Annotated in this window: 24 protein-coding genes; 15 read left to right on the forward strand and 9 right to left on the reverse strand. The window is 73.0% G+C overall.

What is annotated here, in order from left to right; genetic code table 11:
- Positions 1 to 114: 114 nt before the first annotated feature.
- From ACFO4E_RS02805 to ACFO4E_RS02825, 5 genes are all read left to right on the forward strand, one after another.
- Positions 115 to 804, forward strand: a complete 690-nt coding sequence (locus ACFO4E_RS02805; protein WP_378571235.1) for an urease subunit gamma — start codon at positions 115 to 117, stop codon at positions 802 to 804.
- Positions 797 to 2515 (forward strand): urease subunit alpha, encoded by a 1719-nt coding sequence (locus ACFO4E_RS02810; protein ID WP_378571236.1) that lies wholly within the window; start codon positions 797 to 799, stop codon positions 2513 to 2515. Before ACFO4E_RS02805 ends, ACFO4E_RS02810 begins: the two co-directional genes overlap by 8 nt.
- A 16-nt stretch (positions 2516 to 2531) precedes the next feature.
- Positions 2532 to 3326: an urease accessory protein UreF gene (locus ACFO4E_RS02815; RefSeq protein ID WP_378571238.1), complete on the forward strand. Its 795-nt coding sequence runs from the start codon at positions 2532 to 2534 to the stop codon at positions 3324 to 3326.
- Positions 3319 to 4053 carry an urease accessory protein UreG gene (gene ureG, locus ACFO4E_RS02820; RefSeq protein ID WP_378571240.1) on the forward strand — a complete coding sequence of 245 codons (735 nt, stop codon included), beginning with the start codon at positions 3319 to 3321 and terminating at the stop codon, positions 4051 to 4053. Before ACFO4E_RS02815 ends, ureG begins: the two co-directional genes overlap by 8 nt.
- A 218-nt stretch (positions 4054 to 4271) precedes the next feature.
- On the forward strand, positions 4272 to 4967 hold the full coding sequence (locus tag ACFO4E_RS02825; RefSeq protein ID WP_378571242.1) for an urease accessory protein UreD: 696 nt from the start codon (positions 4272 to 4274) through the stop codon (positions 4965 to 4967).
- Between the two features lie 179 nt (positions 4968 to 5146).
- Here ACFO4E_RS02825 and ACFO4E_RS02830 read toward each other — a convergent pair whose 3' ends face one another.
- The 5 genes from ACFO4E_RS02830 to ACFO4E_RS02850 all read right to left on the reverse strand — a co-directional run bounded on the left by ACFO4E_RS02830 (position 5147) and on the right by ACFO4E_RS02850 (position 10512).
- Positions 5147 to 5896, reverse strand: a complete 750-nt coding sequence (locus ACFO4E_RS02830; protein ID WP_378571244.1) for an MIP/aquaporin family protein — start codon at positions 5894 to 5896, stop codon at positions 5147 to 5149.
- Positions 5897 to 6259: 363 nt separating this feature from the next.
- Positions 6260 to 7753, reverse strand: a complete 1494-nt coding sequence (gene glpK, locus ACFO4E_RS02835; RefSeq protein WP_378571246.1) for a glycerol kinase GlpK — start codon at positions 7751 to 7753, stop codon at positions 6260 to 6262.
- Positions 7754 to 8028: 275 nt separating this feature from the next.
- Entirely contained in the window at positions 8029 to 8802 is a 774-nt protein-coding gene (locus ACFO4E_RS02840) for an IclR family transcriptional regulator (RefSeq protein WP_378571248.1), read from the reverse strand.
- A gap of 224 nt (positions 8803 to 9026) precedes the next feature.
- Positions 9027 to 9899, reverse strand: coding sequence for a 1,4-dihydroxy-2-naphthoate polyprenyltransferase (locus ACFO4E_RS02845; protein WP_378571250.1), 873 nt, complete (start codon positions 9897 to 9899; stop codon positions 9027 to 9029).
- 67 nt (positions 9900 to 9966) lie between these two features.
- On the reverse strand, positions 9967 to 10512 hold the full coding sequence (locus ACFO4E_RS02850) for a GNAT family N-acetyltransferase (protein WP_378571252.1): 546 nt from the start codon (positions 10510 to 10512) through the stop codon (positions 9967 to 9969).
- A gap of 125 nt (positions 10513 to 10637) precedes the next feature.
- Here ACFO4E_RS02850 and ACFO4E_RS02855 point away from each other — a divergent pair, with 125 nt between their 5' ends.
- From ACFO4E_RS02855 to ACFO4E_RS02900, 10 genes are all read left to right on the forward strand, one after another.
- Positions 10638 to 11015 (forward strand): phage holin family protein, encoded by a 378-nt coding sequence (locus ACFO4E_RS02855; RefSeq protein WP_378571253.1) that lies wholly within the window; start codon positions 10638 to 10640, stop codon positions 11013 to 11015.
- 229 nt (positions 11016 to 11244) lie between these two features.
- The gene (dapA, locus tag ACFO4E_RS02860) at positions 11245 to 12222 is read left to right on the forward strand and encodes a 4-hydroxy-tetrahydrodipicolinate synthase (RefSeq protein ID WP_378571255.1); all 978 of its coding nucleotides are present in this window, start codon (positions 11245 to 11247) and stop codon (positions 12220 to 12222) included.
- Complete coding sequence (locus ACFO4E_RS02865) at positions 12219 to 13904, forward strand: ribonuclease J (protein ID WP_378571257.1); 1686 nt, start codon at positions 12219 to 12221, stop codon at positions 13902 to 13904. Before dapA ends, ACFO4E_RS02865 begins: the two co-directional genes overlap by 4 nt.
- Before the next feature lie 136 nt (positions 13905 to 14040).
- Positions 14041 to 16554, forward strand: a complete 2514-nt coding sequence (locus ACFO4E_RS02870) for a DNA translocase FtsK (RefSeq protein WP_378571259.1) — start codon at positions 14041 to 14043, stop codon at positions 16552 to 16554.
- Between the two features lie 356 nt (positions 16555 to 16910).
- Positions 16911 to 17663: a helix-turn-helix domain-containing protein gene (locus ACFO4E_RS02875; RefSeq protein ID WP_378571261.1), complete on the forward strand. Its 753-nt coding sequence runs from the start codon at positions 16911 to 16913 to the stop codon at positions 17661 to 17663.
- A gap of 223 nt (positions 17664 to 17886) precedes the next feature.
- Positions 17887 to 19326 carry a 30S ribosomal protein S12 methylthiotransferase RimO gene (gene rimO, locus ACFO4E_RS02880; RefSeq protein ID WP_378571263.1) on the forward strand — a complete coding sequence of 480 codons (1440 nt, stop codon included), beginning with the start codon at positions 17887 to 17889 and terminating at the stop codon, positions 19324 to 19326.
- Positions 19323 to 19931, forward strand: a complete 609-nt coding sequence (gene pgsA, locus ACFO4E_RS02885; protein WP_378571264.1) for a CDP-diacylglycerol--glycerol-3-phosphate 3-phosphatidyltransferase — start codon at positions 19323 to 19325, stop codon at positions 19929 to 19931. Before rimO ends, pgsA begins: the two co-directional genes overlap by 4 nt.
- The gene (locus tag ACFO4E_RS02890; RefSeq protein WP_378571266.1) at positions 19928 to 20413 is read left to right on the forward strand and encodes a CinA family protein; all 486 of its coding nucleotides are present in this window, start codon (positions 19928 to 19930) and stop codon (positions 20411 to 20413) included. The genes pgsA and ACFO4E_RS02890 overlap by 4 nt, the downstream gene beginning before the upstream one ends.
- A gap of 158 nt (positions 20414 to 20571) precedes the next feature.
- Entirely contained in the window at positions 20572 to 20925 is a 354-nt protein-coding gene (locus ACFO4E_RS02895; protein WP_378530532.1) for a helix-turn-helix domain-containing protein, read from the forward strand.
- 346 nt (positions 20926 to 21271) lie between these two features.
- The gene (locus ACFO4E_RS02900) at positions 21272 to 21739 is read left to right on the forward strand and encodes a Dps family protein (RefSeq protein WP_378571268.1); all 468 of its coding nucleotides are present in this window, start codon (positions 21272 to 21274) and stop codon (positions 21737 to 21739) included.
- 83 nt (positions 21740 to 21822) lie between these two features.
- Here the strand turns inward: ACFO4E_RS02900 and ACFO4E_RS02905 are convergent, their stop codons facing one another.
- The 4 genes from ACFO4E_RS02905 to ACFO4E_RS02920 form a co-directional block, all read right to left on the reverse strand.
- Complete coding sequence (locus tag ACFO4E_RS02905; RefSeq protein WP_378571270.1) at positions 21823 to 22275, reverse strand: RrF2 family transcriptional regulator; 453 nt, start codon at positions 22273 to 22275, stop codon at positions 21823 to 21825.
- 157 nt (positions 22276 to 22432) lie between these two features.
- The gene (locus ACFO4E_RS02910; RefSeq protein WP_378571272.1) at positions 22433 to 23884 is read right to left on the reverse strand and encodes a glycoside hydrolase family 3 protein; all 1452 of its coding nucleotides are present in this window, start codon (positions 23882 to 23884) and stop codon (positions 22433 to 22435) included.
- 68 nt (positions 23885 to 23952) lie between these two features.
- A complete protein-coding gene (locus tag ACFO4E_RS02915; RefSeq protein ID WP_378571274.1) occupies positions 23953 to 24885 on the reverse strand; it encodes a carbohydrate ABC transporter permease in 933 nt (310 codons plus the stop codon).
- Entirely contained in the window at positions 24882 to 25874 is a 993-nt protein-coding gene (locus tag ACFO4E_RS02920) for a carbohydrate ABC transporter permease (protein ID WP_378571276.1), read from the reverse strand. Before ACFO4E_RS02920 ends, ACFO4E_RS02915 begins: the two co-directional genes overlap by 4 nt.
- Between the last annotated feature and the right edge of the window lie 25 nt (positions 25875 to 25899).

Genomic DNA, 25899 nt, shown 5'->3' on the forward strand with positions numbered 1-25899 from the left:
GCGTCCCTTTTAACCGGGTCGTAACTCCCGGGAAACGGCGTTTCGGCGTGATCGGCCAGCATGGCCTGACAGCGCTCAGCCGTTCAGCCGCTCCGACACGTGGTGGAGGGAAATGTGTTCCTGACTCCGGCCGATACCGAGAAACTGCTGTTGAGCGTGGCCGGGATGGTGGCGCGCGACCGCCTTGAGCGCGGTGTGCTGCTGAACCATCCGGAATCCGTCGCCCTGCTGTCCTGCTGGGCCATGGAGCGCGCCCGCGAGGGCGCCACCGTCGAGCAGCTGATGGCCGAGGGCGTGCACGTGCTGCACGCCGAGCAGGTCATGGCCGGAGTGCCCGAGATGATCCCCGACCTCCAGGTCGAGGCCACCTTCCCCGACGGCCGCAAGCTCATCCCGCTCAGCCACCCCATCCGGCCCGCCGCCGCCGACGACCCCCTCGACGCCCCGGCCGCCCCTGCGGCCGAACCGCCCGGCGCGCTGCGCGTGCGCCCCGGCACCGTCGAGTTGAACGCCGGCCGCGAGAAGCGCGCCGTCATCGTCCGCAACGACGGCGACCGCCCCGTCCAGATCGGATCGCACATCCACCTCGCCGACACCAACGCCGCGCTCGTCTTCTTCGCCGAGGACGACCCCGGCGAGACCCCCGACCGCGCGCTGGTCGACGGCTTCCGGCTGGACATCCCCGCCGGGACCTCCCTGCGCTTCCAGCCCAACGACGTCAAGCGGGTGACCGCGGTGGCCCTCGCCGGGCGCCGCGAGGTGCCCGGCATCCGGATCCGCCGCGAGGCGGTGTCCGGTGAGTGAGATCGCGCGCGCCGACTACGCCGCCCTCTACGGCCCCACGACCGGCGACCAGCTGCGCCTGGGCGACACCGACCTGTGGATCGAGGTCGAGCACGACCACTGCGTGGGCGGCGACGAAACCGTCTTCGGCGGCGGCAAGTCCATCCGCGAATCCATGCTCCAGGCCACCCTGCCCCGGGCCGAGGGCGCGCTCGACCTGGTCATCACCAACGTCGTGGTGCTCGACCACTGGGGCATCGTGCGGGCCGACGTCGGGGTGCGCGAAGGCCGCATCACCGCGGTGGGCAAGGCCGGCAACCCCGACATCCAGGACGGCGTGCACCCCCGGCTGGTCATCGGCCCCTCCACCGAGGTCCTGGCGGGCGAGGGCCGCATCCTCACCGCGGGAGCGGTCGACACCCACGTGCACCTCCTCAACACCGACGCCCTGCACGAGGCGCTGGCCACCGGCACCACCACCGTCGCCGGCGGCGGAACCGGGCCGGCCGAGGGCAGCAAGGCCACCACGGCCACCCCCGGCCCCTGGAACCTCGCCATGGTCCACCGCGCCCTCGACGACGTCCCGGTCAACCTCCTGCTGCTGGGCAAGGGCAACACCGTGGGCGCCGCCGCGCTCGCCGAACAGGCGCTCGGCGGCGCCGCCGGGTACAAGGTCCACGAGGACTGGGGGTCGACGCCGGCCGCCATCGACGCCGCCCTGCGCGCCGCCCACGACTACGGCCTCCAGGTGGCCCTGCACGCCGACAGCCTCAACGAGGCCGGGTTCGTGCAGGACACCATCTCCGCGATCGGCGGGCGCGGCATCCACGTCTTCCACTCCGAGGGGGCGGGGGGCGGGCACGCCCCCGACGTCATCGTGCTCGCCGGACAGCCCAACGTGCTGCCGGCGTCCACCAACCCGACCCTGCCGTTCACCGTCAACACGGTGGCCGAGCACCACGACATGCTGATGGTCTGCCACCACCTCAACCCCGACGTCGAGGCCGACGTGCAGTTCGCGGACTCCCGCATCCGCGACACCACCATGGCGGCCGAGGACATCCTCCAGGACATCGGCGCCATGTCCATCACGTCCTCCGACGCCGAGGCCATGGGCCGCATCGGCGAGGTCATCTGCCGCACCTGGCAGGTCGCCCACGTCATGAAGGCGCGCCACGGCGTCCACTCCGCGCTGCCCGCCGACAACGAGCGCGCCCGGCGCTACGTCGCCAAGTACACGATCTGCCCGGCGGTCGCGCACGGCATCGACCACGAGGTCGGGTCGGTCGAACCCGGCAAGCTCGCCGACCTCGTGCTGTGGGACCGCGCGTTCTTCGGGATCCGGCCCGCCGCCGTGGTCAAGGGCGGAGCCGTCGTCCACGCACCGCAGGGCGATCCCAACGCCGCCATCCCCACCGCCCAGCCGATGCTGCTGCGCCGCGGCCTGGCCGCCACCGCGGCGAGCGCGCCCCACCTGTCGGTGAGCTTCGTCGCGCAGGCGGCGCTCGACGACGGCCTGGCCGGCCGGCTGGGGCTGCGCCGCCGCCTTGCCGCGGTACGCGACACCCGCGGTGTGGCAAAGGCCGACATGCCCAACAACACCACCCTGCCCGACATCTCCGTCGACCCCGAGACCTTCCGGGTGACCATCGACGGCCGCGAGGTCGACCCGCACGGGGCCGACCACCCCGTGTCCGAACTGCCGCTGACACAGCGGTACACCCTGTTCTGATCCGCCCGGTACCCCGATGACCACCACAGGAAGCGAGCACCGGCACCCGCCCGGGACAACGGCGCACCTTGCGGCGGCCACCGCCGCCGCGCCCGGTGGGACCGGCGGTGGCACCGGTGCCGATCCCGGCACGGGCGCCCTGGGCGCGCTGCTGCTGGCCGACGCCCGGTTGCCGACCGGCGGGCACGCCCACTCCGCGACCCTCGAAGGCGCCATGGCCGCCGGGCTGACCGCCGAACAGGTCCCCGCCTACATCCGCGCGCGGCTGCGGACCGTCGCGTCGACCGAGGCGGCCGCCGCGGTGCTGGCGCTGCGCCGCGCCCGATCGCCCGAACCCGACTACGGGCCCGTGCAGGCCGCGCTGGCCGCCCGCACGCCCAGCCCCGCCCTGCGCGACGCCTCGGCGGGGCTGGGCCGCGGCCTGGCGCGGCTCGCCCGCCGGATCGCCCCCGCACACCCGGCCGTCACCGCCCTGGGCACCGCGGCCGCCGCCACACCGGGGCTGCGCACCATGCGGCCGGTGGTCCTGGGCGCCCTGGCCGCGGTGTTCGGGATGGCCCCGCAGGCCACCGCGCGCGCCGTGCTCTACGACGACGCCCAGACCGTCACCGCCGCCGCCCTGAAACTCGACCCCGGCGACCCGCTCACCGCCGTCCGCTGGGTGCTCGACTCCGCCCCGGACATCGAGGAGGCCGTACGGCGGGCGGCCGCGGTCCGGGTTCCGGCGGACATCCCCGCACGCTCGGCACCGCTCATCGACCAGTGGGCGGGCGAGCACGCCCACGCCACAAGGAGGCTCTTCGTTGCCTGACACCCCCGCCCCCGGCCACACCGCCCCCGCCGCGCCGCGCCGGACCCTGCGCCTGGGCGTGGCCGGCCCGGTCGGCACCGGCAAGAGCTCGCTCATCGCCACGCTGTGCCGGGAGCTCTCCGCCGACTTCGCCATGGCCGTCGTCACCAACGACATCTACACCGACGAGGACGCCCGCTTCCTGCGGTCGGCGGGGGTCCTGGACGCCGACCGCATCCGCGCGGTCGAGACCGGCGCCTGCCCGCACACCGCCATCCGCGACGACATCACCGCCAACCTCGACGCCGTCGAGGACCTGGAGGCGGACTTCGCCCCGCTCGACATCGTCCTGGTCGAGAGCGGCGGCGACAACCTCACCGCCACCTTCAGCCCCGCGCTCATCGACGCGCAGATCTTCTGCCTGGACGTCGCGGGAGGCGGCGACGTCGCCCGCAAGGGCGGCCCGGGGATCGGCCGCGCCGACGTCCTCGTGGTGAACAAGGCCGACCTCGCCCCCTACGTCGGCGTGGACGTCGGGCAGATGGTCGCCGACGCGGAGAAGGCCCGTGACGGACGCCCCGTGCTGGCGGTGGCGCGCGACGACGCCGCCTCGGTGGCGCGCCTGTGCGACTGGGTCCGCGGCGTTCTGGACGGACACCGCGCCGGCACCCACGTGCCGCAGGACCCCGGCCCCATGGCCCCGCACGGCCACGGACCGGGCGACGCCGGCCACGGCCACGGGCACTGATGGAACCCGCCGCCGGCATGGGGCGGGGGCGCGGTGGCCGCCGGCCGTCCGGGCCGGACACCCCGGACCCGCGTCCCGTCCCCGGCGGTGCGGGCGGGGCCGGCGGAACGCCTGGCGGAAACCGGCCGCCCGCCGCGCCGGCGGCCGGCGGTCTCCCGCCGATCGCGGAACCCGCCGCCTCCCCCCGGGCGGACCTCACTGCCGCCACGCCCGCTGTCGTGGCCGTCCGCCGCACCGGGGGCCGCACCCACCCCCACCGGCTGGAGACCGGCACGTTCCTGCGCCCCCGCGTGCTGCGCCGCCCCGGCACCGCCCTGCGCGTGGCGCTGGCCGCCGTGCGGGCCGCCCTGTGCGCCGGCGACGACCTTGAACTGCGTGTCGACGTCGGCCCCGGCGCGGAGCTGGAGCTGGTCGACCCCAATGGCACGCTGGCCTACAACGCCCGGGGCGGGCGCGCCTCGTGGCGGGCGCGTGTCCGCCTGGCCGAAGGCGCCCGGATGACCTGGAGCGAGCCGTCGTTCATCGTCGGCGGCGGCGCCGACGTGCTGCGCCGCATCGACGTCGACATGGCGCCCGGCGCCCGGCTTCTGTGGCGCGAGACCCTGGTGCTGGGCCGCAGCGGGGAGCGCGGCGGGGCGCTGCGCTCACTCACCGGCGTGCGGCTGTCCGGCCGTGAGCTCTATGTCGAGGACCTCGACCTCGGCTCGGCCGAGACGCGCGAGCTCCCCGGGGTGGTCGGCGCGGCGCGCGTCATCGGCCAGGTCGCCGCCTTCGGGTGGACCCCCGGAGGCCCGGACGGCCCGGCCCGGATGGACCTCGCCGGCCCCGGCGCCCTGTGGCGGTCGGTGGCCGACCGGACCTACCGGGCCGACACCGTGCTCGACCCGGTCTGGCACGCGTGGGGCGGCCGGTAGGCGGACCGGCCACCGGGAGGGGCTCGGGGCCGCGGAGCCCTTCGGGGCCGGGGCGGTACGGGAACACAGCGGCCCCCCGGTGCCCGTGAGCCGGCCGTCGTGCGGGCCGGCCGGCCCGGATGCGGAGCGGCGGGCGCCGCGCACCGGCCGCCCGCCGCTCCGGAGATCCGTCCCGAGCGCTATCCGCCGAACCCGATGAGGCCGAACACCTGGGCGGCGAGGACGCCGCCCACGATCGGGGCGACGACCGGGACCCAGGCGTAGGACCAGTCGGAGCCGCCCTTCCCGGGGATCGGCAGCACCAGGTGGGCCAGGCGGGGGCCCAGGTCGCGGGCGGGGTTGATGGCGTAGCCGGTGGGCCCGCCCAGGGAGAGGCCGATGGCCGTCACCAGCAGGCCGATCAGCAGCGGCGCGAACCCGGTGCCGAACAGCGCCGCCAGGTCGGTGCTGCCCTCGCCGATCGGGTTCATGTTGGCGTTGATGCCGAGGACGCCGAAGACCAGCAGGAAGGTGCCGATGACCTCGGTGAGGAAGTTCGCCGGGATGTTGCGCACGGCCGGGATGGTGCTGAAGACGCCGAGCTTGGTCGCGGCGTCGTCGGTCTCCTTCCAGTGCGGCAGGTAGGCGAGGTAGACCAGCACCGCGCCGGCGAACGCGCCGGCGATCTGGGCGGCGATGTAGCCGGGGACCAGCGCGAGCTCGAAGTCGCCGGTCGACGCCAGTGCGAGCGTGATCGCGGGGTTCAGGTGCGCGCCGCTGTACTGGCCGGTGACGTAGACGGCCATCGCGACGGCCATGCCCCAGCCGAGCGTGATGACGATCCAGCCGCCGTTGTTGGCTTTGGACTTCGCGAGGGTGACACCGGCGACGACACCGCCGCCGAGGAGGATGAGGATCGCGGTGCCGACGAATTCGGCCAGGTATTCCATGGGGACCTCCGCCATGACGGGTGGGGGGCCGGGACGCGGGGTCCCGGGAGGGGCGCGCGGTGCGCCGGGGGCAGGGGGACGGGGCCGGATGCCCGGCTCTATCCCGCCTCGAGCGCCCCGCGACGACGCTGGTGTTGGCTGGATCCGGGGTGCGGTGGAGCACCCCGCGACCCAGCGGAGGGGACGGACGGGTCGGAGGGGCGCGGTGCCGGCCGGACCGCGAACCGCTTCCGGCCCGGGGGCGGGGAAGGTGGTGGTGCCGGGACGGTGCACTCGGGGAACGGCGCTGTGGCCGAACGCCGCCGGCCGCGCGGAAACCGCGGGCGCCGGCGGGCGGTGACCTCCCGGCCGCGGATCGCCCCGTCAGGCGGGGCGCTCGACCCAGCCGAGCGTGCGCTCCACCGCCTTCCGCCAGTTGTGGTATTCGCGGTCGCGCACCGCGGGCTCCATCTTGGGCTCCCACTCGGCGGCCTTGTGCCAGTTGGCCCGCAGGCTGTCGATATCCGGCCAGTAGCCCACCGCGAGCCCGGCGGCGTAGGCGGCGCCCAGGCAGGTGGTCTCGGCGACCATGGGGCGGACCACCTCGACATCGAGCACGTCGGCGAGGATCTGCATGAGCAGGTTGTCGGCGGTCATGCCGCCGTCGACCCGCAGGCTGGCCAGCTCCACCCCGGAGTCCTGGCGCATCGCGTCGACCACCTCGCGGGTCTGCCAGGCGCTGGCCTCCAGGACGGCCCGGGCGATGTGGCCCTTGGTGACATAGCCGGTCAGGCCGGTGATGACCCCGCGCGCGTCGCTGCGCCAATGCGGCGCGAAGAGCCCCGAGAACGCGGGCACGATGTAGCAGCCCCCGTTGTCCTCGACGGTGCGGGCGAGGGTCTCGATCTCGGCTGCGCTGGAGATCAGCCCGAGGTTGTCGCGGATCCACTGCACCAGGGATCCGGTGACGGCGATCGAGCCCTCCAGGGCGTAGACCGCGGGCTGGTCGCCGATCTTGTAGCCGAGCGTGGTGAGCAGGCCGTTGGACGACATCACGGGTTCGGTGCCGGTGTTGAGGACCAGGAACGTCCCGGTGCCGTAGGTGCCCTTGACGTCGCCGGGGGAGAAGCAGGTCTGGCCGAAGAGCGCGGCGTGCTGGTCGCCGAGCGCCGAGGCCACCGGGACGCCGGCCAGGAACCCCTGCGCCTCGCCGTAGACCTCGGCCGACGAGGTGATCTCCGGCAGGATGCCCGCGGGGATGCCCATGGCGTCGAGGATGAACGGGTCCCAGTCGAGGGTCTGCAGGTTCATCAGCATGGTGCGGCTGGCGTTGGTGACGTCGGTGACGTGGCGGCCCGTCAGCTTCCAGATGAGCCAGGTGTCCATGGTGCCGAACAGCACCTCGCCGCGCTCCGCGCGCTCGCGCAGGCCCGGGACCTCGTCGAGCAGCCAGCGCAGCTTGGGGCCGGAGAAGTAGGTCGCGAGGGGGAGGCCGCAGCGCTCGCGGAACCGCTCCTGGCCGACCACGCCGGCCAGCTCGTGGATGAGGTCGTCGGTGCGGGTGTCCTGCCACACGATCGCGTTGTGCACGGGCTCGCCGGTGGCGCGGTCCCACACCAGTGTGGTCTCGCGCTGGTTGGTGATGCCGACGGCGGCGAGCCGGTCGGGCGTCAGGGAGCCCTTCTCCAGCGCCTCGGCGACCACCAGCTCGACGTTGCGCCAGATTTCGGCGGCGTCATGTTCGACCCAGCCCGGCTTGGGGAAGATCTGCCGGTGTTCCCGCTGCCCCACGGAGACGATGCGGCCGTCGTGGTCGAAGACGATGCAGCGGCTGGACGTGGTGCCCTGGTCGATCGCTGCGATGTACTGCGTGGTCATCCGATAACTCGCCTCCGGCGGAAGGGACGTGGGGATGGCGTGCGGCCGGGTCCCGGACACGGGCTCACAAATGCGTATTTCGCATGGTGTACGGCAATGTAGTACGTAATGTTAGGAGCAGTGTGAGCTAGCTCTCGCCGCGTGTCAAGGCCGGTGCGGGCCGCGCCGAAGGCGGCCGCCGACCGGGCGGGGGAGGGGGCGGGGCGGCGCCGCGCGCCCGAATCGCCGGGAGCGCCGTCCTCCCGGCCGCGCGCGGGATACGCCCGCGCGGCGGTCTACCAGGGGTGGGCGCCCAGCTCGCGGGAGATCGAGCGCGCGGCGTCGCGCACATAGGAGACCTGGTCCATGCGCAGGCCCCGGTCGTCGCACAGCCGCTCGACCGCGCCGGACAGGCCGATCGCGCCTACGGTGGTGCCGCTGCGGTCGCGGATGGGCGCCGCGATCCCGACCTCGCCCTCCACCAGTTCCTCCAGTTCCGGGGCCCAGCCGTTGGCGCGCACCGTGTCGAGCTCGGCCAGCAGGGCCGGCCGCGAGGTCAGCGTGCGCGCGGTGTAGGCCGGGAGCCCCGGCGCGTCCGGTTCGGGCTCATCGGGCAGGGCCAGCGGGTCGAAGGCCAGCAGCGCCTTGCCCAGTGCCGTCGCGTGCAGCGGCAGCAGCGAGCCGACCTCCAGGGTCTGGCGGCTGTCGTCGGGCCGGAAGACGTGGTGCACCACCAGCACATGCCGTTCGTGCAGGGTCCCGATCCGGACGCTCTCGCCGCTGCGCCCGGCCAGGGAGTCGGCCCAGTTCAGGGCCCGGGTGCGCAGCTCATTGCCGTCGAGGTAGCGCGTGCCCAGCCGCAGCACGCCGCCGCCGAGCCGGTAGTGGCCCGCGGGCTGGTCCTGCTCGACGAAGCCCACGTGCTGGAGGGTGCGCAGGATCCCCAGGACGGTGCCCTTGGGCAGTTCGAGGGTCCGGGAGATCTCCGCCAGGCTCAGGCCCCGGGCGCCGCCGGCCAGCAGGCGGAGGATGGCGGCGGCGCGCTCGATCGACTGAATCCTGCCTGCCATGCGCTGCAACCACTCCCTAGGACGACCGGGCCCGCCCCAGCGGACCAAGCCCTGCACGCACTGTCACCTAGTACGACAATGTCACACGCCGATAGTACTGCCACGCGTCCCGCGTGCGCCTCGGCGCGGCCCGCGGACGGGGACCGCACGGCCCGGCCTGCGGGGCGCGGCCTGCGGGGCGCGGACGGGGCCGGACGGCGCGGGCGGGAGCGGACGCCGTCCGCTCAGCCCAGCGCGAGGCCGATCGCGAACAGCGCGCCGAAGGCCATCTGCGCCTTGCCGGTCTCGCCCAGCCCCAGGACGAGGTCGCGGCCGGACTGCCCGCCCAGCACCCGCCGCACCGGGCGCACCGCCAGGGGCGCGGCGAGGAGCACCAGCACGACCCACCACGACGCGGCCGCCGTAGCGAGCGCGAGCACGAAGGCCGCCGCGACGCACCCCGCGTACAGCCGCCTGGTCCCGGCCTCGCCCAGCCGCACCGCCAGGGTGATCTTGCCGGTCTCGGAGTCGGTGGGGATGTCGCGCAGGTTGTTGATCACCAGCACCGAGCACGACAGCAGACCGATCGGAACGGCCGCCGTCCAGCCCTGCCACGGCACCGATCCGAGCTGGACGAACACCGTCCCGGCCACGGCCACGACGCCGAAGAACACGAACACCGACACCTCGCCCAGCGCCCGGTAGCCGTAGGGGGTCCGGCCCCCGGTGTAGAACCACGCGGCCACGATCGAGGCGGCCCCGATGAGCAGCAGCCACCACGACGTGGTCGCCACCAGCCCCAGCCCGAGTACCGCGGCCGCCGCGAAGCAGGTCCAGGCCGCCGCCAGGACCTGGCGCGCCGGGGCGGTGCGGGTCGCGGTCAGCCGCAGCGGGCCGGTGCGCTCCTCGGTGTCGGTGCCCCGGACGCCGTCGCTGTAGTCGTTGGCATAGTTGACGCCCACCTGGAGCGCCATGGCGACGCCCATCGCCAGCAGCGCCTTCCACCACACCGCGCCGCCGGCGCCGACGGCCACCCCGGTGCCCACGGCGACGGGGACGATGGAATTGGGCAGAGTGCGCGGGCGTGCCCCCGCGACCCACTGGCTGAGCGTGGCCACGCGTCGGTCCTTGTCCGGTCGGCTGAGGGGCGGCGTGCCCCGTGCCCCAACGGTAGCGCCGCGGGTTTCAGGCGGTTCCACCGATGGCCGCGTGCAGCCGGGCCATCGGCAGCGGGGAGCCGAGGTCGAGCTCGCGCCGCGCGCCGTCCGCGCGCCAGCCCGCCGACTCGGCGAAGGCCCGCAGCGGGTTGGCCGCCTCCAGCACCCACAGGTGCGCGGCCGAGAAGCCGTCGTCGACGAGGTGGTCGACCGACGCGTTGAGCAGCCGGCTGCCGTGCCCGCGCCGTACCTGGGCGGGGTCGACGTGCAGGGCGATGACCTCAGCGTCGCCCGGCCCGCTGTCAGGGTCCTGGGCCGGGGCGATCGCGGCGAACCCCGCGACCCGGTCCGCGTCGGTGGCCACCAGGAGCCGGTGCTTCGGTGAGGGCGGCGCCGCCACGGCCGCTCCCCACTGGGCGGCGAACCGGGACCGGGCCTCCGCGCCGGCGAGTTCGGCGCGCACGGCATCGGGCAGCAGCCCGCCGTACATCGATTCCCACGCCGCGACCTGGATGTCCACGACGGCATCGATGTCCTCGTGGCGGGCTGACCTGACAAAGCGCTGTGTCGACACGGGTCCGGACCCTATCGGCTCGACGCGGCCCACCCTGACCGGCACGTCGGGGGCATCCCTGACCGAACCCCCGAACACGGGCCCGGCGGGTTCGCCCGCACGGCGGTCCGTGGGAGCATCGACGCGTGAGCATCATCATCAGAATCATCGTGAACGCGGTCGCGCTCGCGGCGGCGGTGTACCTGATCGACGGCCTGGACGTCACGACCACCTCGACCTCCCAGGCGATCGTCGTCTACCTCGCCCTCGGCGTGATCTTCGGCATCGTCAACGCCGTGATCAAGCCGGTGGTCAAAACCGTCGGCTGTGCCTTCTACGCCCTCACACTCGGTCTGATCGCGCTGGTCGTCAACGCTCTTCTGCTCATGCTCACGGCATGGCTGGCGGGCGTGCTCGGCCTGCCCTTCTTCATCCACGGCTTCTGGCCGGCGTTCTGGGGCGCCATCGTGATCGCCGTCATCAGCTGGGTGCTGAGCCTCTTCCTCCCCGACAACGACGACTGACCCCCGCGGCGCCGGACCGCGGGCGGCACCCCACCGTGACCGTTCGCCGTGATCTGCATCACCATGGGGTCCGACCGGCGCGCGGGCGGGGGCACCCCTCCCGCGCGCGCCTCTCTCCGGCGGTTCCGGGACACGCCGAGGAGGGTGGAACGGGAAGTTACGTCCGGAAAATCCGCTTCATCGGGGTCGCTTGGCCGCAGGTGGGGTCCCGGCGCGGTACGTTTTCCCTATGTCAGGCAGCACTACGCCGAGCGCGCCCTTCGGCCAGATGTTGACCGCGATGGTCACACCCATGCGGGACAACGGGGACGTCGACTACGACGGAGCGGCCCGCCTCGCCGCCTATCTGGTCGACGAACAGCGGAACGACGGCCTCGTCGTCAGCGGTACCACCGGCGAGTCCCCCACCACGAGCGACGACGAGAAGGACCGGCTGCTGCGCGCCGTCCTGGAGTCCGTCGGCGACCGCGCCACCGTCATCGCGGGGGTCGGCACCAACGACACCCGGCACAGCATGCACCTCGCCAGCTCGGCCGAGAAGGCCGGCGCGCACGGCCTGCTGACGGTCACCCCGTACTACAACAAGCCGCCCCAGGAGGGGCTGCTGCGGCACTTCACGGCCATCGCCGACACCACCGGCCTGCCGATGATGCTCTACGACATCCCCGGCCGCACCGGCACCCCCATCGCCTCGGAGACCCTGGTCCGGCTCGCCGAGCACCCCCGCATCGTCGCGAACAAGGACGCCAAGGACGACATCGGCGCCAGCTCCTGGGTCATGGAGCGCACCGGCCTGGCCTACTACTGCGGCTCCGACATGCTCAACCTGCCGCTGCTGTCCATCGGCGCGGCCGGGTTCGTCAGCGTCGTCGGCCACATCGTCGGCGCCGACCTCCACGACATGATCGACGCCTACCAGGCCGGCGACGTCAGCCGCGCCCTGGCCATCCACCGGCGCCTGACCCCCGTCTACACCGGCATCTTCCGCACCCAGGGCGTCATCACGAGCAAGGCCGTGCTCAACATGTTCGGCCTGCCCGGCGGTCCGGTGCGGACCCCCCTCGCCGACGCTTCACCCGAACTCCAAGCACTGCTGCGCGAGGATCTCGCCGCCGCTGGTGTCAAGGGCCCCATCGGCCTGGCGCCGCACCAGGCGGTCCCGGCCAGCGTGGTGGGAGTCGAACGGCTGACGGAAGGATCCGCATGAGTCACCCGCACCCCGAACTCGGGGCGCCGCCGCCGCTCGGCAAGGACACGCTGAGGGTCGTCGCCCTCGGCGGCCTCGGCGAGATCGGCCGCAACATGACGGTTTTCGAGTACGGCGGGCGGCTGCTCATCGTCGACTGCGGGGTGCTGTTCCCTGAGGAGGAGCAGCCCGGAATCGATCTGATCCTGCCCGACTTCGACTACATCCGGGACCGGCTCGACGACGTCGAGGCCCTGGTCCTCACCCACGGCCACGAGGACCACATCGGCGCCGTGCCGTTCCTGCTGCGCGAGCGTGCCGACATCCCCCTCGTGGGATCCCGGCTCACCCTCGCGCTGCTGACGGCCAAGCTGGGCGAGCACCGCATCAAGCCGGTCACCGTGCAGGTCGAAGAGGGCGACCGCCGCTCCTTCGGCGACTTCGACCTGGAGTTCCTCTCGGTCAACCACTCCATCCCCGACGCCCTGGCCATCGCCATCCGCACCCCGGCCGGCACGCTGCTGCACACGGGCGACTTCAAGATGGACCAGCTCCCGCTGGACGGCCGCCTCACCGACCTCGCCGGGTTCGCCCGGCTCGGCGACGAGGGCGTCGACCTGCTGCTGGCCGACTCCACCAACGCCGAGGTGCCGGGCTTCGTCACCAGCGAGCGCGACATCGCCCCGGTCATCGACAAGGTCTTCGACCAGGCCGACCAGCGGATCATCGTCGCCTGCTTCGCCTCGCACATCCACCGCGTGCAGCAGGTCCTCGACTCCGCCAAGGCGCACGGCCGCAAGGTCGCCTTCGTCGGGCGCTCCATGGTGCGCAATATGAACATCGCGCGCGACCTGGGCTACCTGTCCGTCCCCGGCGACCTCCTGGTCGACGTCAAGCAACTCGACGACCTGCGGCCCGAGGAGGCCGTCCTGGTCTCCACCGGATCGCAGGGCGAGCCCATGTCGGCGCTCACCCGCATGGCCAACCGCGACCACCAGATCCGCATCGAGGCCGGCGACACCGTGCTCCTCGCGTCCTCGCTCATCCCGGGCAACGAGAACTCCGTCAACCGGGTGATCAACGGGCTCACCCGCTGGGGCGCCAAGGTCGTGCACAAGGGCAACGCCCTGGTGCACGTCTCCGGCCACGCCTCGGCCGGCGAGCTGCTGTACGTGCACAACATGGTCCGGCCGCGCAACTTCATGCCCGTGCACGGCGAGTGGCGGCACATGCGCGCCCACGCCGGGCTGGCCAAGCTCGCCGGGCTCGACGAGGACCGCATCTGCATCGCCGAGGACGGCGTGGTGATCGACCTCCACAAGGGGCGGGCGCGCATCACCGGGGCCGTGGACGCCGGCTACGTCTACGTCGACGGCGCATCGGTGGGCGATGTCACGGAATCGGCGCTCAAGGACCGGCGCATCCTCGGTGAAGAGGGGTTCATCTCCGTCATCATCGCGGTCGACTCCACCTCCGGCAAGATCGTCGGCGAGCCCGAGATCCACACCCGGGGCGCCGGAATCGACGTCGACGCCTACGACGCCGTCATCCCCAAGATCCAGGATTCGCTGGAGCGGGCCGCCGCCGACGGCATCAACGACCCGGCCCAGCTGCGCCAGCTCGTGCGCCGCGGAATCGGCCGCTGGGTCAACGAGACCTACCGCCGCCGCCCGATGATCGTCCCGGTGATCGTCGAGATCTAGTTTCCCGCTCAGCCTGAGGGAAGCCTTCAAGGCGGCGGTTTCCCGCTCAGCCTGTGGGGCGGCCCGGCCGCGGCGTCGCGTGACACGCCGCGGCCAATACCCGGGTGGGCGCGGCGGTGCTAGTAGGGTGCCCATCATGGCCACCCGTGCGCCCAAAACCCCCAGGCAGACCGGTGGCGGAGCGTCTCGGGGCGGTTCCGGGAAGGGCGCCGCGAAGAAGGCGCCGGCCCGCCGTCCCACGGGTGCCTCCGCCGCGCGCAAACCCCCGACCAAGAAGCCCGCCGCCCCCGAGGGCCCCATCGCGCTGCTCCTGGTGTGGCTCGGCCGCGGGCTCCTGCTGCTGTGGCGGCTGCTCGCGCACACCGTGGGCGGAATCGTCCGCGCCGCCGGGCGCAGCGCCCGCGACCTCGACCCCGATCTGCGCCGCGACGGCCTGGGCCTGGTGCTGCTGGCGCTGGGGCTGCTCATCGCCGCGGCCGTGTGGTGGGAGACCGAAGGCCCCCTGCCCGACGCGACCCGCACGGTGGTCGTCGGCGCGTTCGGCACGTTCTCGCCGGTCCTGCCGCTGCTGGTCCTGCCGTTCTCCTGGCGGCTGATGCGCACGCCCGGCACCGGCGAGACCGACGTGGGCCGGCTCTTCATCGGATCCTCGGCGATGCTGATCGGCCTGCTCGGGCTCATCCACATCGGGCACGGGATCCCGTGGCCCTCCGACGGCCAGGAGCCCATCCAGCGCGCCGGCGGCCTGATCGGCTTCGCCGCCTCCGGGCCCCTCAGCATGCTCATCACGCCGTGGGTCACCGGCGTGCTGCTGTGCATGCTCCTCGTCTTCGGCCTGCTGGTCGTCACGGCCACGCCGATCCACCGCATCCCCGAGCGGCTGCGCCGGCTGGCCGGGCCGATGATGGACCGCGACGGCGGGCCCAGCGCCGGGATGGGCATCCTCGGCCCCGAGGACGACGCCGCCAAGCCCAAGAAGCCGAGGCGCAAGCGCGCGCCGCGCCCGGCCCCCGACGAGCCCGCCGAAGCCGACACGGTGGCCGGCGCCAACGAGCGCCCTTATGACACCCCGGTCGTGGTGCCCGCTGAGGCCAAGCCCGCACCGGCCCCGAAACCGGTTCCCGAGCCGACCGCCCCGCCGCAGACGGTCGAGCAGCTGTCGATCCCCTCGCGGATGGTGGACGGCGACTACGAACTCCCGCCGCCGCCCATGCTGAAGCCGGGGAGCCCGCCGAAACCGGGCACCAAGGCCAACGACACGGTGGTCGCCGCCCTCACCGGGGTGCTCGACCAGTTCAACATCGACGCCGACGTCACCGGGTTCACCCGGGGCCCCACGGTCACCCGCTACGAGATCGAGCTCGGGCCCGCGGTCAAGGTCGAGAAGGTCACCGCGCTCAGCAAGAACATCGCGCTGTCGGTGAAGAGCGCCGACGTGCGCATCCAGTCGCCGATCCCCGGCAAGTCCGCCATCGGGGTGGAGATCCCCAACACCGACAAGGACATCGTCAGCCTCGGCGACGTCATGCGGTCGACCCCGGCGACCTCCGACGACCACCCGATGCTGGTGGGCCTGGGCAAGGACATCGAGGGCAGCAACGTCGTGGCCAACCTGGCCAAGATGCCCCATGTCCTGGTCGCCGGCGCCACCGGCGCGGGCAAGTCGACCTGTATCAACGGGTTCATCACGTCGATCATGATGCGGGCCACCCCCGACGAGGTCCGGCTGATCCTGATCGACCCCAAGCGGGTCGAGCTGACCATGTACGAGGGCATCCCGCACCTGATCACGCCGATCATCACCAGCCCGAAGAAGGCGGCCGACGCCCTCCAGTGGGTGGTGGGGGAGATGGACCGCCGCTATGACGACCTCGCGGCATCGGGCTACCGGCACGTCGACGACTTCAACGCGGCGGTGCGCGCCGGAGAGCTCACGGCCCCTCCCGGAAGCGAGCGCGAGTACGAGCCCTACCCCTACCTGCTGGTGATCGTCGACGAGCTGGCCGACCTGATGATGGTCGCACCGCGCGACGTCGAGGACGCCATCGTGCGCATCACACAGCTCGCGCGGGCCGCCGGCATCCACCTGGTCCTGGCCACCCAGCGCCCGAGCGTGGACGTCGTCACCGGGCTCATCAAGGCGAACGTGCCCTCGCGGCTGGCGTTCGCCACCTCCAGCCTTTCCGACAGCAGGGTCATCCTGGACCAGCCCGGCGCCGAGAAGCTGGTCGGCAAGGGCGACGCCCTCTTCCTGCCGATGGGCGCGGGCAAGCCGATCCGGTTGCAGAACGCGTGGGTCACTGAGAAGGAGATCCGGGCGATCGTCGAGCACTGCAAGAAGCAGGCCGAGCCCAGCTACCGCGACGACGTCGGCACCGCCGAGGCGAAGAAGAAGGAGATCGACGAGGAGGTGGGCGACGACCTCGATCTGCTGATGCAGGCGATCGAGCTGGTCGTCACCACCCAGTTCGGGTCCACGTCGATGCTCCAGCGCAAGCTGCGCGTCGGGTTCGCCAAGGCCGGCCGGCTCATGGACCTCATGGAGAGCCGCGATGTCGTGGGACCCAGTGAGGGCTCGAAGGCGCGCGACGTGCTCGTGACGCCCGACGACCTGCCGGGCGTGCTCGCGGAGTTGCGCGGGGGCGGCTGAGAGCCGCTGGACGCGGCTGAGAGCCGCGGAGACGGGCGCGGGGGCAGCGGGCGGTGTCCGCCGGTCCCCGCGCCTTTTCAGGCCGGGAAATAGCGCAAAACGCGCGCGGTGCGCCCCTCATCCCATTCCTGGGTGGATCGGGGGGTTCCAGAGGTACGTCGGGGTTGACCGATTTTTAACCGGTTCATTGGCCGTGGTCGAGCGACCTGGGCGGGGCCCGGCCCGCACAGTAGGTAGGGGTGGACCCACCGGATCCGCGCGGGGTGCCCGGGGCCCCGGAACCCGGTCCCGACCTGTACCGCGTGCGGATCGGGGCGCGCCCGCACACGCACTCCACAGCTTCCGAAGGGAGCGGCATGATGACGATCGGCGCCAGGCTGGCCGCTGTCCGCGAAGAGGCCGGCCACACGCTCGTCCAACTGAGCGAGCGGACCCGTATCCGCGAGGCCATCCTCGCGGCCATGGAGGAGGACCGGTTCGACGAGTGCGGGGGCGCCTTCTACGTCCGCGGCCATATCCGCGCCATCTGCCGCGACCTCGGCACCGACCCGGTGCCGCTGCTCAAGCTGTTCGACCGGGAGTACATCGAGGCCCGTCCCGAGCCGCTGCTCACCGACCCGGTCACCCGTCCCGGCGCCCCGCGGCGCTACGTCGCCGTCACCCTGTGGGAGCGGCTGCGGTGGCCGTGGCCGTGGCCGCGCCGCGGGGAGGACCCCGCCGATGCCGAGCCGGAGGCCGAGACCGCCCACGCGCAGGAGGTCGCGGAGGAGGTGCGGGCACCGGTCGAACCCGTGCGCGTGCCGCGCCCCCGCACCGCCCCCGTCCCCGAGCCGCGCCCCGACGTCGCGGGCGGGCAGGCGACGGCGCTCGCCGGAACCCTGGCCGAGGCCGCCCGCCGGCCCTGGCCGCTGCTCACCGCCGGGGCCATCATGGCGGTCGGGATCGCGACGGTCTTCCAGATGTGGTCGGCCGACGGCGCCCTGAGCGCCGCGACGGTCGGCGGCGCGCAGCCGCGGCAGGCCGAGCAGAGCGGCCCCGTCGACCCCGGACCCGAGGAGGCCGCCGAGCCGGCCTCCGGCCACGGCGAGGGCGCGCGCCCGGCCCGGTGACCCCGGGCCACGCGGGCCACGGGCACCGCGGCGGCCTCCGGCGCGGTACGGCCGTCTCGGCGCGTCCGCGGCCCGGAGGCCGCGGCGCGTGCCGCGGACGCGCCGGTCGCACGGGCCGCACCGGCCGCGCGGGGGCATCGGGCCGAAGTCCATGGGCGAAGGATCTACCCTGGATAGGTGTGGCGGTGTGCCACGCCCCCGTACTCCCGTAATCTTGGAAGCCATGTCATCGCGCCGTACTGTCTCGCTCCTCACCCTCGGCTGCGCGCGGAACGAGGTCGACTCCGAAGAACTCGCCGGGCGCCTGGCCGCCGGCGGCTGGGACCTCGTCGACACCGACAGCGGTGAGCAGGCCGATGTCGTCGTGGTCAACACCTGCGGCTTCATCGAGGCGGCCAAACAGGACTCCATCGAGGCGCTGCTGAACTCCGCCGACGACGGCACCAAGGTGGTCGCGGCCGGCTGCATGGCCGAGCGCTACGGCTCCGAGCTGGCCGCCGCCCTGCCCGAGGCCCAGGTCATCGGGTTCGACGACTACGCCCACATCTCCGAGCGCCTCGACGACGTCATGGCCGGCAAGTCCCTCGTGCCGCACGACCCCCGCGACCGCCGCACCCTGCTGCCGATCTCGCCGACCGAGCGCCAGGCGGGCCGGAGCGCCCACGTGCCGGGGCACGCCGAGGCCGCCCCGCTCCCCGACGGCGTCGCCCCGGCCTCGGGCCCGCGCGTTCCCCGGCGCCGGCTGGCCGGCGGCCCGGTGGCCAACCTCAAGATCGCCTCCGGCTGCGACCGCCGCTGTACCTTCTGCGCCATCCCGGCCTTCCGCGGCGCCTACATCTCCCGGCACCCCGACGACGTCGTGCGCGAGGCCGAGTGGCTGGCCGGCGACGGCGTCCGCGAACTGTTCCTGGTGAGCGAGAACTCCACCTCCTACGGCAAGGACCTCGGCGACCTCCGGGCGCTGGAATCCCTGCTGCCGCGCCTGGCCGCGGTCGAGGGCATCGAACGCGTGCGGGTCAGCTACCTCCAGCCGGCCGAGGTCCGCCCCGGCCTCATCGACGTCCTCACCGGGACACCGGGGGTCGTCCCCTACTTCGACCTCTCCTTCCAGCACGCCAGCGGGCCGCTCCTGAGGCGCATGCGGCGCTTCGGCGACCGGACGCGCTTCCTGGAGCTGCTGGAGGCCGCCCGCAAGAACGCCCCCGACGCCGGGGCGCGCTCCAACTTCATCGTCGGCTTCCCGGGCGAGACCGAGGAGGAGTTCGGCGAGCTCGTCTCCTTCCTGGAGGAGGCGCGGCTCGACGCCATCGGCGTGTTCGGCTACTCCGACGAGGACGGGACCGAGGCCGCCGGCCACGACGCCAAGCTGCCGGACGAGATCATCGCCGAGCGGGCCGACCGGCTCAACCGGCTAGCGGAGGAACTCATGGCCCAACGCTCGGAGGAGCGCATCGGCTCCACCGTCGAGGTCCTCATCGAAGCCGAACTCGGCGACGGCGCCTTCGAAGGCCGCGCCGCCCACCAGGCGCCCGAAGTCGACGGCAGCACGGTCGTGCACGGCGACGGCCTGCGCGTAGGCGACCTCGTCACCGCCACGGTGACCGAGGCGCTGGGCGCCGACCTTGTCGCCGAGACCGCCTCCGGCCTGCCGGGTCCGCGATGAGCGGCCCCGCCCCGGCGCCGGCCCCCGCCCCCGGGCCCGTCCCGGTGTGGAACATCGCCAACATCCTCACCATGAGCCGGCTGGTCATGGTGCCGCTGTTCGTGGTGTTCATGTTCCTGGAGCACCCGGCCTGGCGGTTCGCGGCCTTCGCGGTCTTCGTGATCGCGGCCATCACCGACCGGGTCGACGGCGAGCTCGCGCGCCGCCGCAACCTCGTGACCGACTTCGGCAAGATCGCCGACCCCATCGCCGACAAGGCGCTGACCGGGGCGGCCCTGGTCGTGCTGTCCCTCCTCGGCGAGCTGTGGTGGTGGGTCACCATCGCCATCCTCGTGCGCGAATGGGGCATCACCGGGGTGCGCTTCGCGGTGATCAAGTACGGGGTCATCCCGGCCAGCAGGGGCGGCAAGCTCAAGACCGTGCTCCAGGTCGTGGCGATCAGCGTCTACCTGTTCCCGCTGCCCGAGCCGCTGCACATCGTCGCGCACGTGCTCATGGCGGTCGCGCTCGCCGTCACCCTGTGGACCGGCGGCGACTACGTCGTCCAGGCGCTGCGGCTGCGCCGCTCGGCGCGGGCCGGCGCCCCGGGCGCGTCCGGCGCGTGAGCACGGCCGCGTCCCGGGCCCACCGCGCGCTGTCGGCGGCCGGTGCCACCGCCGCGACCGCCGAGTCCCTGACCGGCGGGCTGATCGGCGCCGCCCTCACCGCGGTTCCGGGGGCGTCGGCCACCTACCGCGGCGGGATCGTCGCCTACGCCAGCGATCTCAAGTCGGCCCTGCTGGGGGTCCCCGGTGAGCTGCTGGCCCGCCACGGGGCCGTGCACCCCGACGTCGCCCTGGCCATGGCGGAGGGGGCGCGCGACGCGCTCGGCGCCGCCTTCGGACTCGCCGTGACCGGGGTCGCCGGCCCCGAACCGCAGGACGGCCGGGAGGTCGGGACGGTGTTCTGCGCCGTCGCCGGGCCGGGCGGCGGCGCCAGGGTCGAACGGCTCCGCCTCACCGGCGACCGGGCGGCCATCCGGGAGCAAACGGTTGAACAGGCACTTCATCTCCTCATTGCGGAAGTGGCGCGCACCACGCACAAATAAGGCCCTCCGGACCGTTCGAAGCGCCCCGTACTGGGAACAAACCGTCACCAAGATCGTGTTATCCCTCCAGCGAACAGAAAGCCATGAGGTGCGACGATCTGGCGTCGGGCAGGTACGGTGTTTTTTATGATGGTCGCTACCGGTGGGAGGGAGCGCGAATGATGGTCCTGCTTCGTCACCTACTTGGTGACGTACTACGGCGGCTACGGCAGCGACAGGGCCGCACCCTCCGCGAGGTGTCGGCCGATGCCCGGGTCTCCCTGGGATATCTGTCGGAGGTCGAACGGGGACAGAAGGAAGCGTCCTCGGAACTGCTCTCCTCGATCTGCGGCGCCCTGGGCGTCCCGCTGTCCCAGGTTCTGCGCGAGGTCGCCGACCAGTTGGCGCTCGCCGAACTCCAGGAAGCCGCACTTCTCAGCGGCTCGGTGCAGACCGAGTCCGTCCCCGACCGCCTCGGCATCGACGCGGTTCCCGACCGCGTTCCCGATGTCGTCGACATGGTGGGTGTCTGAGCCACCGCACCACCACGACACCCTCCCCGCACATCCGACCCCGATGCCGTGCCCGGCACGGCGTGCACACGGTGACGACGCCGGCCGCCTCCCCGCGGCCGGCGTCGCTTTTTCCGTGCGGGCCCCGGTGCGCCGTTCGGGCGACGTTTCCCCGGGCGCTCCCTCGGGCAGTCGGCACCCTGAGGCAAGATGCGTGCCGGAGGGCCGCGGAGCCGCCGGACCGAGGAGGCGGGTGCGACCGGGAGACAAGGGAGCGCCCGGCGACGCGGGAGGACGGCGCCTGAGGCGGCCCGACGGCTGAGCCGCTAACACAGGCACGAACCGTCGATTCGGGGGATGAAGCACAATGGCGAAGATTCACGGACCGCTGAGCGACGCCGCCCGCAAGACCACGGGCGATGCCCTCCAGGGAGCGGTGGTCGACCTGATCGACCTGAGCCTGGTCGCCAAACAGGCGCATTGGAACGTGGTGGGCCGCACCTTCCGCTCGGTCCACCTCCAACTCGACGAGGTGGTCGAGGTGGCCCGCGACCACACCGACACCCTCGCCGAACGTGCGGTGGCCATCGGGGTGAACCCCGACGGGCGCTCGGCCACGGTCGCCGCCGATACCAGGATCTCCCAGCCCGACGCGGGCTACGTCCAGGACGACAAGGCCATCGCGCTGATCACCGACGCCCTGAACACGGTGGTCAAGCGTTTCCGCAAGCGCATCGACGCCACCGCCGACCCCGACCCCGTGACCCAGGACCGGCTGATCGCGGCGGCCGAGGACCTGGAGCAGCAGCACTGGATGTTCGAGGCCATGCGCTGAGCAGGGTTTGAGCACCACAGCGCCGGAGGCGGTCCCAGCGGACCGCCTCCGGCGTCGTCGTCCCGGTCGGCCGGGCCGTTGTGTCAGCTGGCCCAGGCGTCGGGGTCCTCGGCCAGGATGCGCACGGTGTCGGGGAGCTTGCTCGTGGACACGTGTTCCAGGCTCACGCTCTCCAGGATGGAGCGCTCGCTGGCGCGCAGCGCGATCCACACCTGCTGGAGGCTGCGGGCGGCGCCGTCGTAGTCGACGTGCTCCGGGCGTTCCCCGCGCACGTTGGCGAGAGGGCCGTCGACCGCGCGGATGATGTCGGCCAGGGATATCTCCGAGGCGGGGCGGGCCAGCCAGTATCCGCCGACGGGCCCCCGCTGGCTGCGGACCAGGCCGGCGCGGCGGAGCTGGGTCAGGATGTTCTCCAGGAATTTTCCGGGTATCGCCTGGGCGCGCGCGAGCTGTTCGGCCGTAACCGGGCCGCCACTGGCGGCTGCGAGTTCGGCCGCGGCGCGCAACGCGTAGTCGACCCGGGCAGAAAGGCGCATGCTGCGATTATGCCGTGAATCGAGGGGAGATCGGGTCAATGGGGCGGCGGTGTGGCGCCGCGGCGGTGGTGGCGGGGTGCATCGGACTTCTCCTACCGGCGAAGACGGTCGTCCGGCGCGCCGTACCCGAAGGCGCGGCGCGCCGGACCTGACGACCTCAGCGTACCGACGTCGCGCCGATGCCCCCCAAGAGCTCGGCCGCGCTCTGCCCGTTGACGCGGGCCGCGCCGTAGGTGCTGACGTGGGCGCGGCACTCCGGACGCCACTCCGGCAGCCCCATCTCCACCACCACGGTGTCCGGCCGGGCGGTGCAGACCGCGGTGACGAACTCCCGGGCGGCCGGGAACCGGTGGGCGTCACGCACCACGAGGACCAGGTCGCGGCCCGAGGCGCGGGCGAGCACGTCGCTCGGGCGGGCCGTGGCGGGGTCCACGCGCTCGGTCCCGGGGAACCACGGGGCCAGCCCCCAGGGGACGTCGCCAACCGCGATGCCGGGCGGCGCGTCGATCTCGGTGACGACCGGGTCGCGCAGCGGCGGAAGCTCGCCGGTCACCCGCACCGCGCGCCGGGCGACGTCGAGCCCGATGGCGTCGGCCCGGGGCGGCACCGGCCGCCCCGACGTCCAGGAGCGCAGTTCGCCGAGGCGGGTCGCGGCCTCCTCCAGGCGCGCGCCGTCGAGGCGGCCCTCCCGGACCGCCGCGACGATGGCGGCGCGCACGGCGGCGACGTCGTCGGCATAGGTGAAGCGGCCCAGGCACAGCAGGTCGCAGCCAGCGGCGAGGGCGCGGACCGCGGCCTCGGGCATCCCGATGTCCCCGCTGACGCCGGTCATGTCCAGGGCGTCGCTGATCACGACACCGGTGAAGCCCATCTCCTCGCGCAGCAGGCCGGTGAGGACGCGCGGGGACAGGGTGGCGGGACCGTCCAGCCCGTAGGCGGGCAGCCGGATGTGGGCGGTGAGGATGGTGCGCACACCGGCGCCGACGGCCTCCCGGAAGGGCAGCAGCTCGCGCCGGTGCAGCAGGTCGGCGTCCGCGTCGACGGTGGGCAGCTCGGTGTGGGAGTCCTGGCGGGTGGCGCCGTGCCCGGGGAAGTGCTTGGCGCAGGCCGCGACCCCCGCGTCCTGGAGGCCGGCGACCGCGGCGGCGGCGTGGCGCGCCACCAGGGCGGCGTCGGAGCCGAACGAGCGGGTGCCGATCGTGGGGTTGTCGGCGGCGGTGTTGACGTCCACCGTGGGCGCGAGGTTCAGGGTGATGCCCAGGGAGCGCAGCTCGGCGCCGAGCGCCGCGTGCACCGCGCGCGTGAGGACGGGGTCGTCCACGGCGCCGAGCGCGGCGTTGCCCGGGTAGTCGCTGCCCGCCCTCTGCCCGATGCGGGTCACGTCGCCGCCCTCTTCGTCGAGGGAGACGAGCGGACTCTCGGCGGCACCGGCGAGGACCGCGTTGAGCGCCGCGACCTGCTCGGGCCCGCGGATGTTGTTGTGGAACAGGCAGACCCCGGCGATGCCGTCGGCCAGGCCGTCCAGCAGCCAGGGGGGCGCCTCATAGGACTCGAACGGCACCAGCAGGGTGGCGTTGGCGAGGCGATCCAGGGATGGATCCGCGGGCATCTAAGGCTCCGTTTCATGACGGGGTGCGCCGGGCGGCGCGCAGGCGCGGGGCGGGGGCGGACCGGCGGTCAGCCTTTGACGGCGCCCATGGTGAGGCCGGACACCATGCGGCGCTGGACGAAGAGGAAGAACACCATCACGGGGATGGTGAGGAGGGTCGAGGCGGCCATGATCGACCCCCACTCCGTGCCGAACCGGCCGAAGTAGTACGACAGCGTGAGCGGCAGGGTGTAGGAGTCGGTGCTGCGGCCCAGGAACGTGAGGGCGACGATGAACTCGTTCCACGCGGTGATGAACGCGAAGATGCTCGACGCCACCAGGCCGGGGGCGACCAGCGGCATGAGGATGCGCCAGAAGATCGTCCAGCTCCCCGCTCCGTCGATGGCGGCGGCCTCCTCCAGCTCCCTCGGCACGGCGGCGACGAAGCCGCGCAGCATCATGATGGTGAACGGCAGTGACACCGCCGTGTAGACGATCAGGATGCCGGTGAGGTTGCCCAGCATCTGCACGCCGCCGGCCTCTTGGAGCCGCTGGAAGTTGATGAAGATGGAGATGATCATCGCCTCCATCGGCACCATCTGGATGACCATCAGCAGCAGGATGAAGGCCGTGCGCATCCGGAAGCGGAAGCGGGCGACGGCGACCGCGGCCAGCAGCGACAGCAGGGCGCCCATGGTGACCGCGCCCAGGGTGACCAGGAGGCTGTTGCCGAGGAAGCTCCAGAAGTCCACCCCGGGGATCAGCTCGCCGTTGACCACGCGGTCGAAGTGCGCCAGCGTCGGCGCGTCGGGCAGCAGCCGCGGCTCGGTGGAGAAGATCTCGCCCACCGGCTTGAACGCGGTCACCACCATCCAGTACACGGGGAAGACCGAGAACAGGAAGACAGCGGTGCCGGCCGCGTACATCAGGGTCCGGCGCAGCGCGCGGGCCGGGCGGAACCGGCGCGCGCGGCGGGGGCGGGCCGCGCGGGGCGCGGCGGCGGCCGGAGCGGTGGCGGTCATCGGGTCTCCCCCTGGCGGATCATGATGCGCAGGTAGTAGACGGTCACGGCCAGGATCAGCACCGTCATGACCACCGCGATCGCCGAGCCCATCCCGTAGTTGGGCGGGCTGGCCGAGAACCCCTGCTGGTAGATGTAGTAGGACAGCAGGTACACCGACTTGTTCTGGAAGCTGTTCGCCAGGATGTAGAGCTGGGTGAACACCCTCAGGTCCCAGACGATCTGCAGGATGAGCAGCAGCGCGAACAGCGGGCGCAGCATCGGGAAGGTGATGCTGGTGAACGAGCGCACGAATCCGGCGCCGTCGACCCGGGCCGCCTCGTACAGCTCGCCGGGGATGCTCTTCAGGCCGGCCAGCACCGACACCGCGATGAACGGGAAGGACTGCCAGACGATCACCGTGATCAGCACGGTGAACAGCGACAGCGGTTCGAGGAACCAGTTGTAGTTCGCCCACCCCGATCCCACGAGCGCGTCGGGCAGCCGGTCGAGCACGACGTTGACCAGCCCCCGCTCGGGCAGGAACAGCCAGCGGAAGACGAGCGACGCGCTGATGGCGGGCGTGGCCCAGGCCAGCATCATGCCGACCGCGACCACGCCGCCGAACCAGCGGGGCAGCCGGTGCAGCAGGATGCCCACGAGCGTGCCGAAGACCATCGTGATGACGACCATCAGGACGCACACGATCACCGTGTTGCGCAGGATGACCCAGAATTCGGGGTCGGTGAGCAGCCGGGTGTAGTGCTCGAAGCCGTTCCACTCGGGGTCCGGCCCGTTGGGGAGCAGGTGCCGCGTGGTGTAGGAGTGCAGCGAATTCCACACCATCTGCACGATGGGCCACAGCAGGACGGCGGCGAGGAGGGCCAGCGCGGGCGCGATGAGCAGGTAGGGCGCGGGGCGGATCCTGCGGCGCCGGGGAGGATCGGGGGGCGCGGGCGGGCCGGAGCGGGTCCGGCCGGCGCCCTCGGCCGCTTCAAGGGTCTGTGCCATGGGCGGGCTTCGCAATCAGGGTCGA

This window comes from Nocardiopsis mangrovi, assembly GCF_042653925.1.
GTDB classification, from domain to species: domain Bacteria; phylum Actinomycetota; class Actinomycetes; order Streptosporangiales; family Streptosporangiaceae; genus Nocardiopsis_B; species Nocardiopsis_B mangrovi.

Coding starts and splice junctions, on each gene's coding strand:
- ACFO4E_RS02815 (WP_378571238.1), top strand. CDS start 2,532: ATGACCACCACAGGAAGCGAGCACCGGCACCCGCCCGGGACAACGGCG.
- ACFO4E_RS02830 (WP_378571244.1), bottom strand. CDS start 5,896: ATGGAATACCTGGCCGAATTCGTCGGCACCGCGATCCTCATCCTCCTC.
- glpK (WP_378571246.1), bottom strand. CDS start 7,753: ATGACCACGCAGTACATCGCAGCGATCGACCAGGGCACCACGTCCAGC.
- ACFO4E_RS02840 (WP_378571248.1), bottom strand. CDS start 8,802: ATGGCAGGCAGGATTCAGTCGATCGAGCGCGCCGCCGCCATCCTCCGC.
- dapA (WP_378571255.1), top strand. CDS start 11,245: ATGTCAGGCAGCACTACGCCGAGCGCGCCCTTCGGCCAGATGTTGACC.
- ACFO4E_RS02865 (WP_378571257.1), top strand. CDS start 12,219: ATGAGTCACCCGCACCCCGAACTCGGGGCGCCGCCGCCGCTCGGCAAG.
- ACFO4E_RS02870 (WP_378571259.1), top strand. CDS start 14,041: ATGGCCACCCGTGCGCCCAAAACCCCCAGGCAGACCGGTGGCGGAGCG.
- ACFO4E_RS02875 (WP_378571261.1), top strand. CDS start 16,911: ATGATGACGATCGGCGCCAGGCTGGCCGCTGTCCGCGAAGAGGCCGGC.
- rimO (WP_378571263.1), top strand. CDS start 17,887: ATGTCATCGCGCCGTACTGTCTCGCTCCTCACCCTCGGCTGCGCGCGG.
- pgsA (WP_378571264.1), top strand. CDS start 19,323: ATGAGCGGCCCCGCCCCGGCGCCGGCCCCCGCCCCCGGGCCCGTCCCG.
- ACFO4E_RS02895 (WP_378530532.1), top strand. CDS start 20,572: ATGATGGTCCTGCTTCGTCACCTACTTGGTGACGTACTACGGCGGCTA.
- ACFO4E_RS02900 (WP_378571268.1), top strand. CDS start 21,272: ATGGCGAAGATTCACGGACCGCTGAGCGACGCCGCCCGCAAGACCACG.
- ACFO4E_RS02905 (WP_378571270.1), bottom strand. CDS start 22,275: ATGCGCCTTTCTGCCCGGGTCGACTACGCGTTGCGCGCCGCGGCCGAA.
- ACFO4E_RS02910 (WP_378571272.1), bottom strand. CDS start 23,884: ATGCCCGCGGATCCATCCCTGGATCGCCTCGCCAACGCCACCCTGCTG.
- ACFO4E_RS02915 (WP_378571274.1), bottom strand. CDS start 24,885: ATGACCGCCACCGCTCCGGCCGCCGCCGCGCCCCGCGCGGCCCGCCCC.
- ACFO4E_RS02920 (WP_378571276.1), bottom strand. CDS start 25,874: ATGGCACAGACCCTTGAAGCGGCCGAGGGCGCCGGCCGGACCCGCTCC.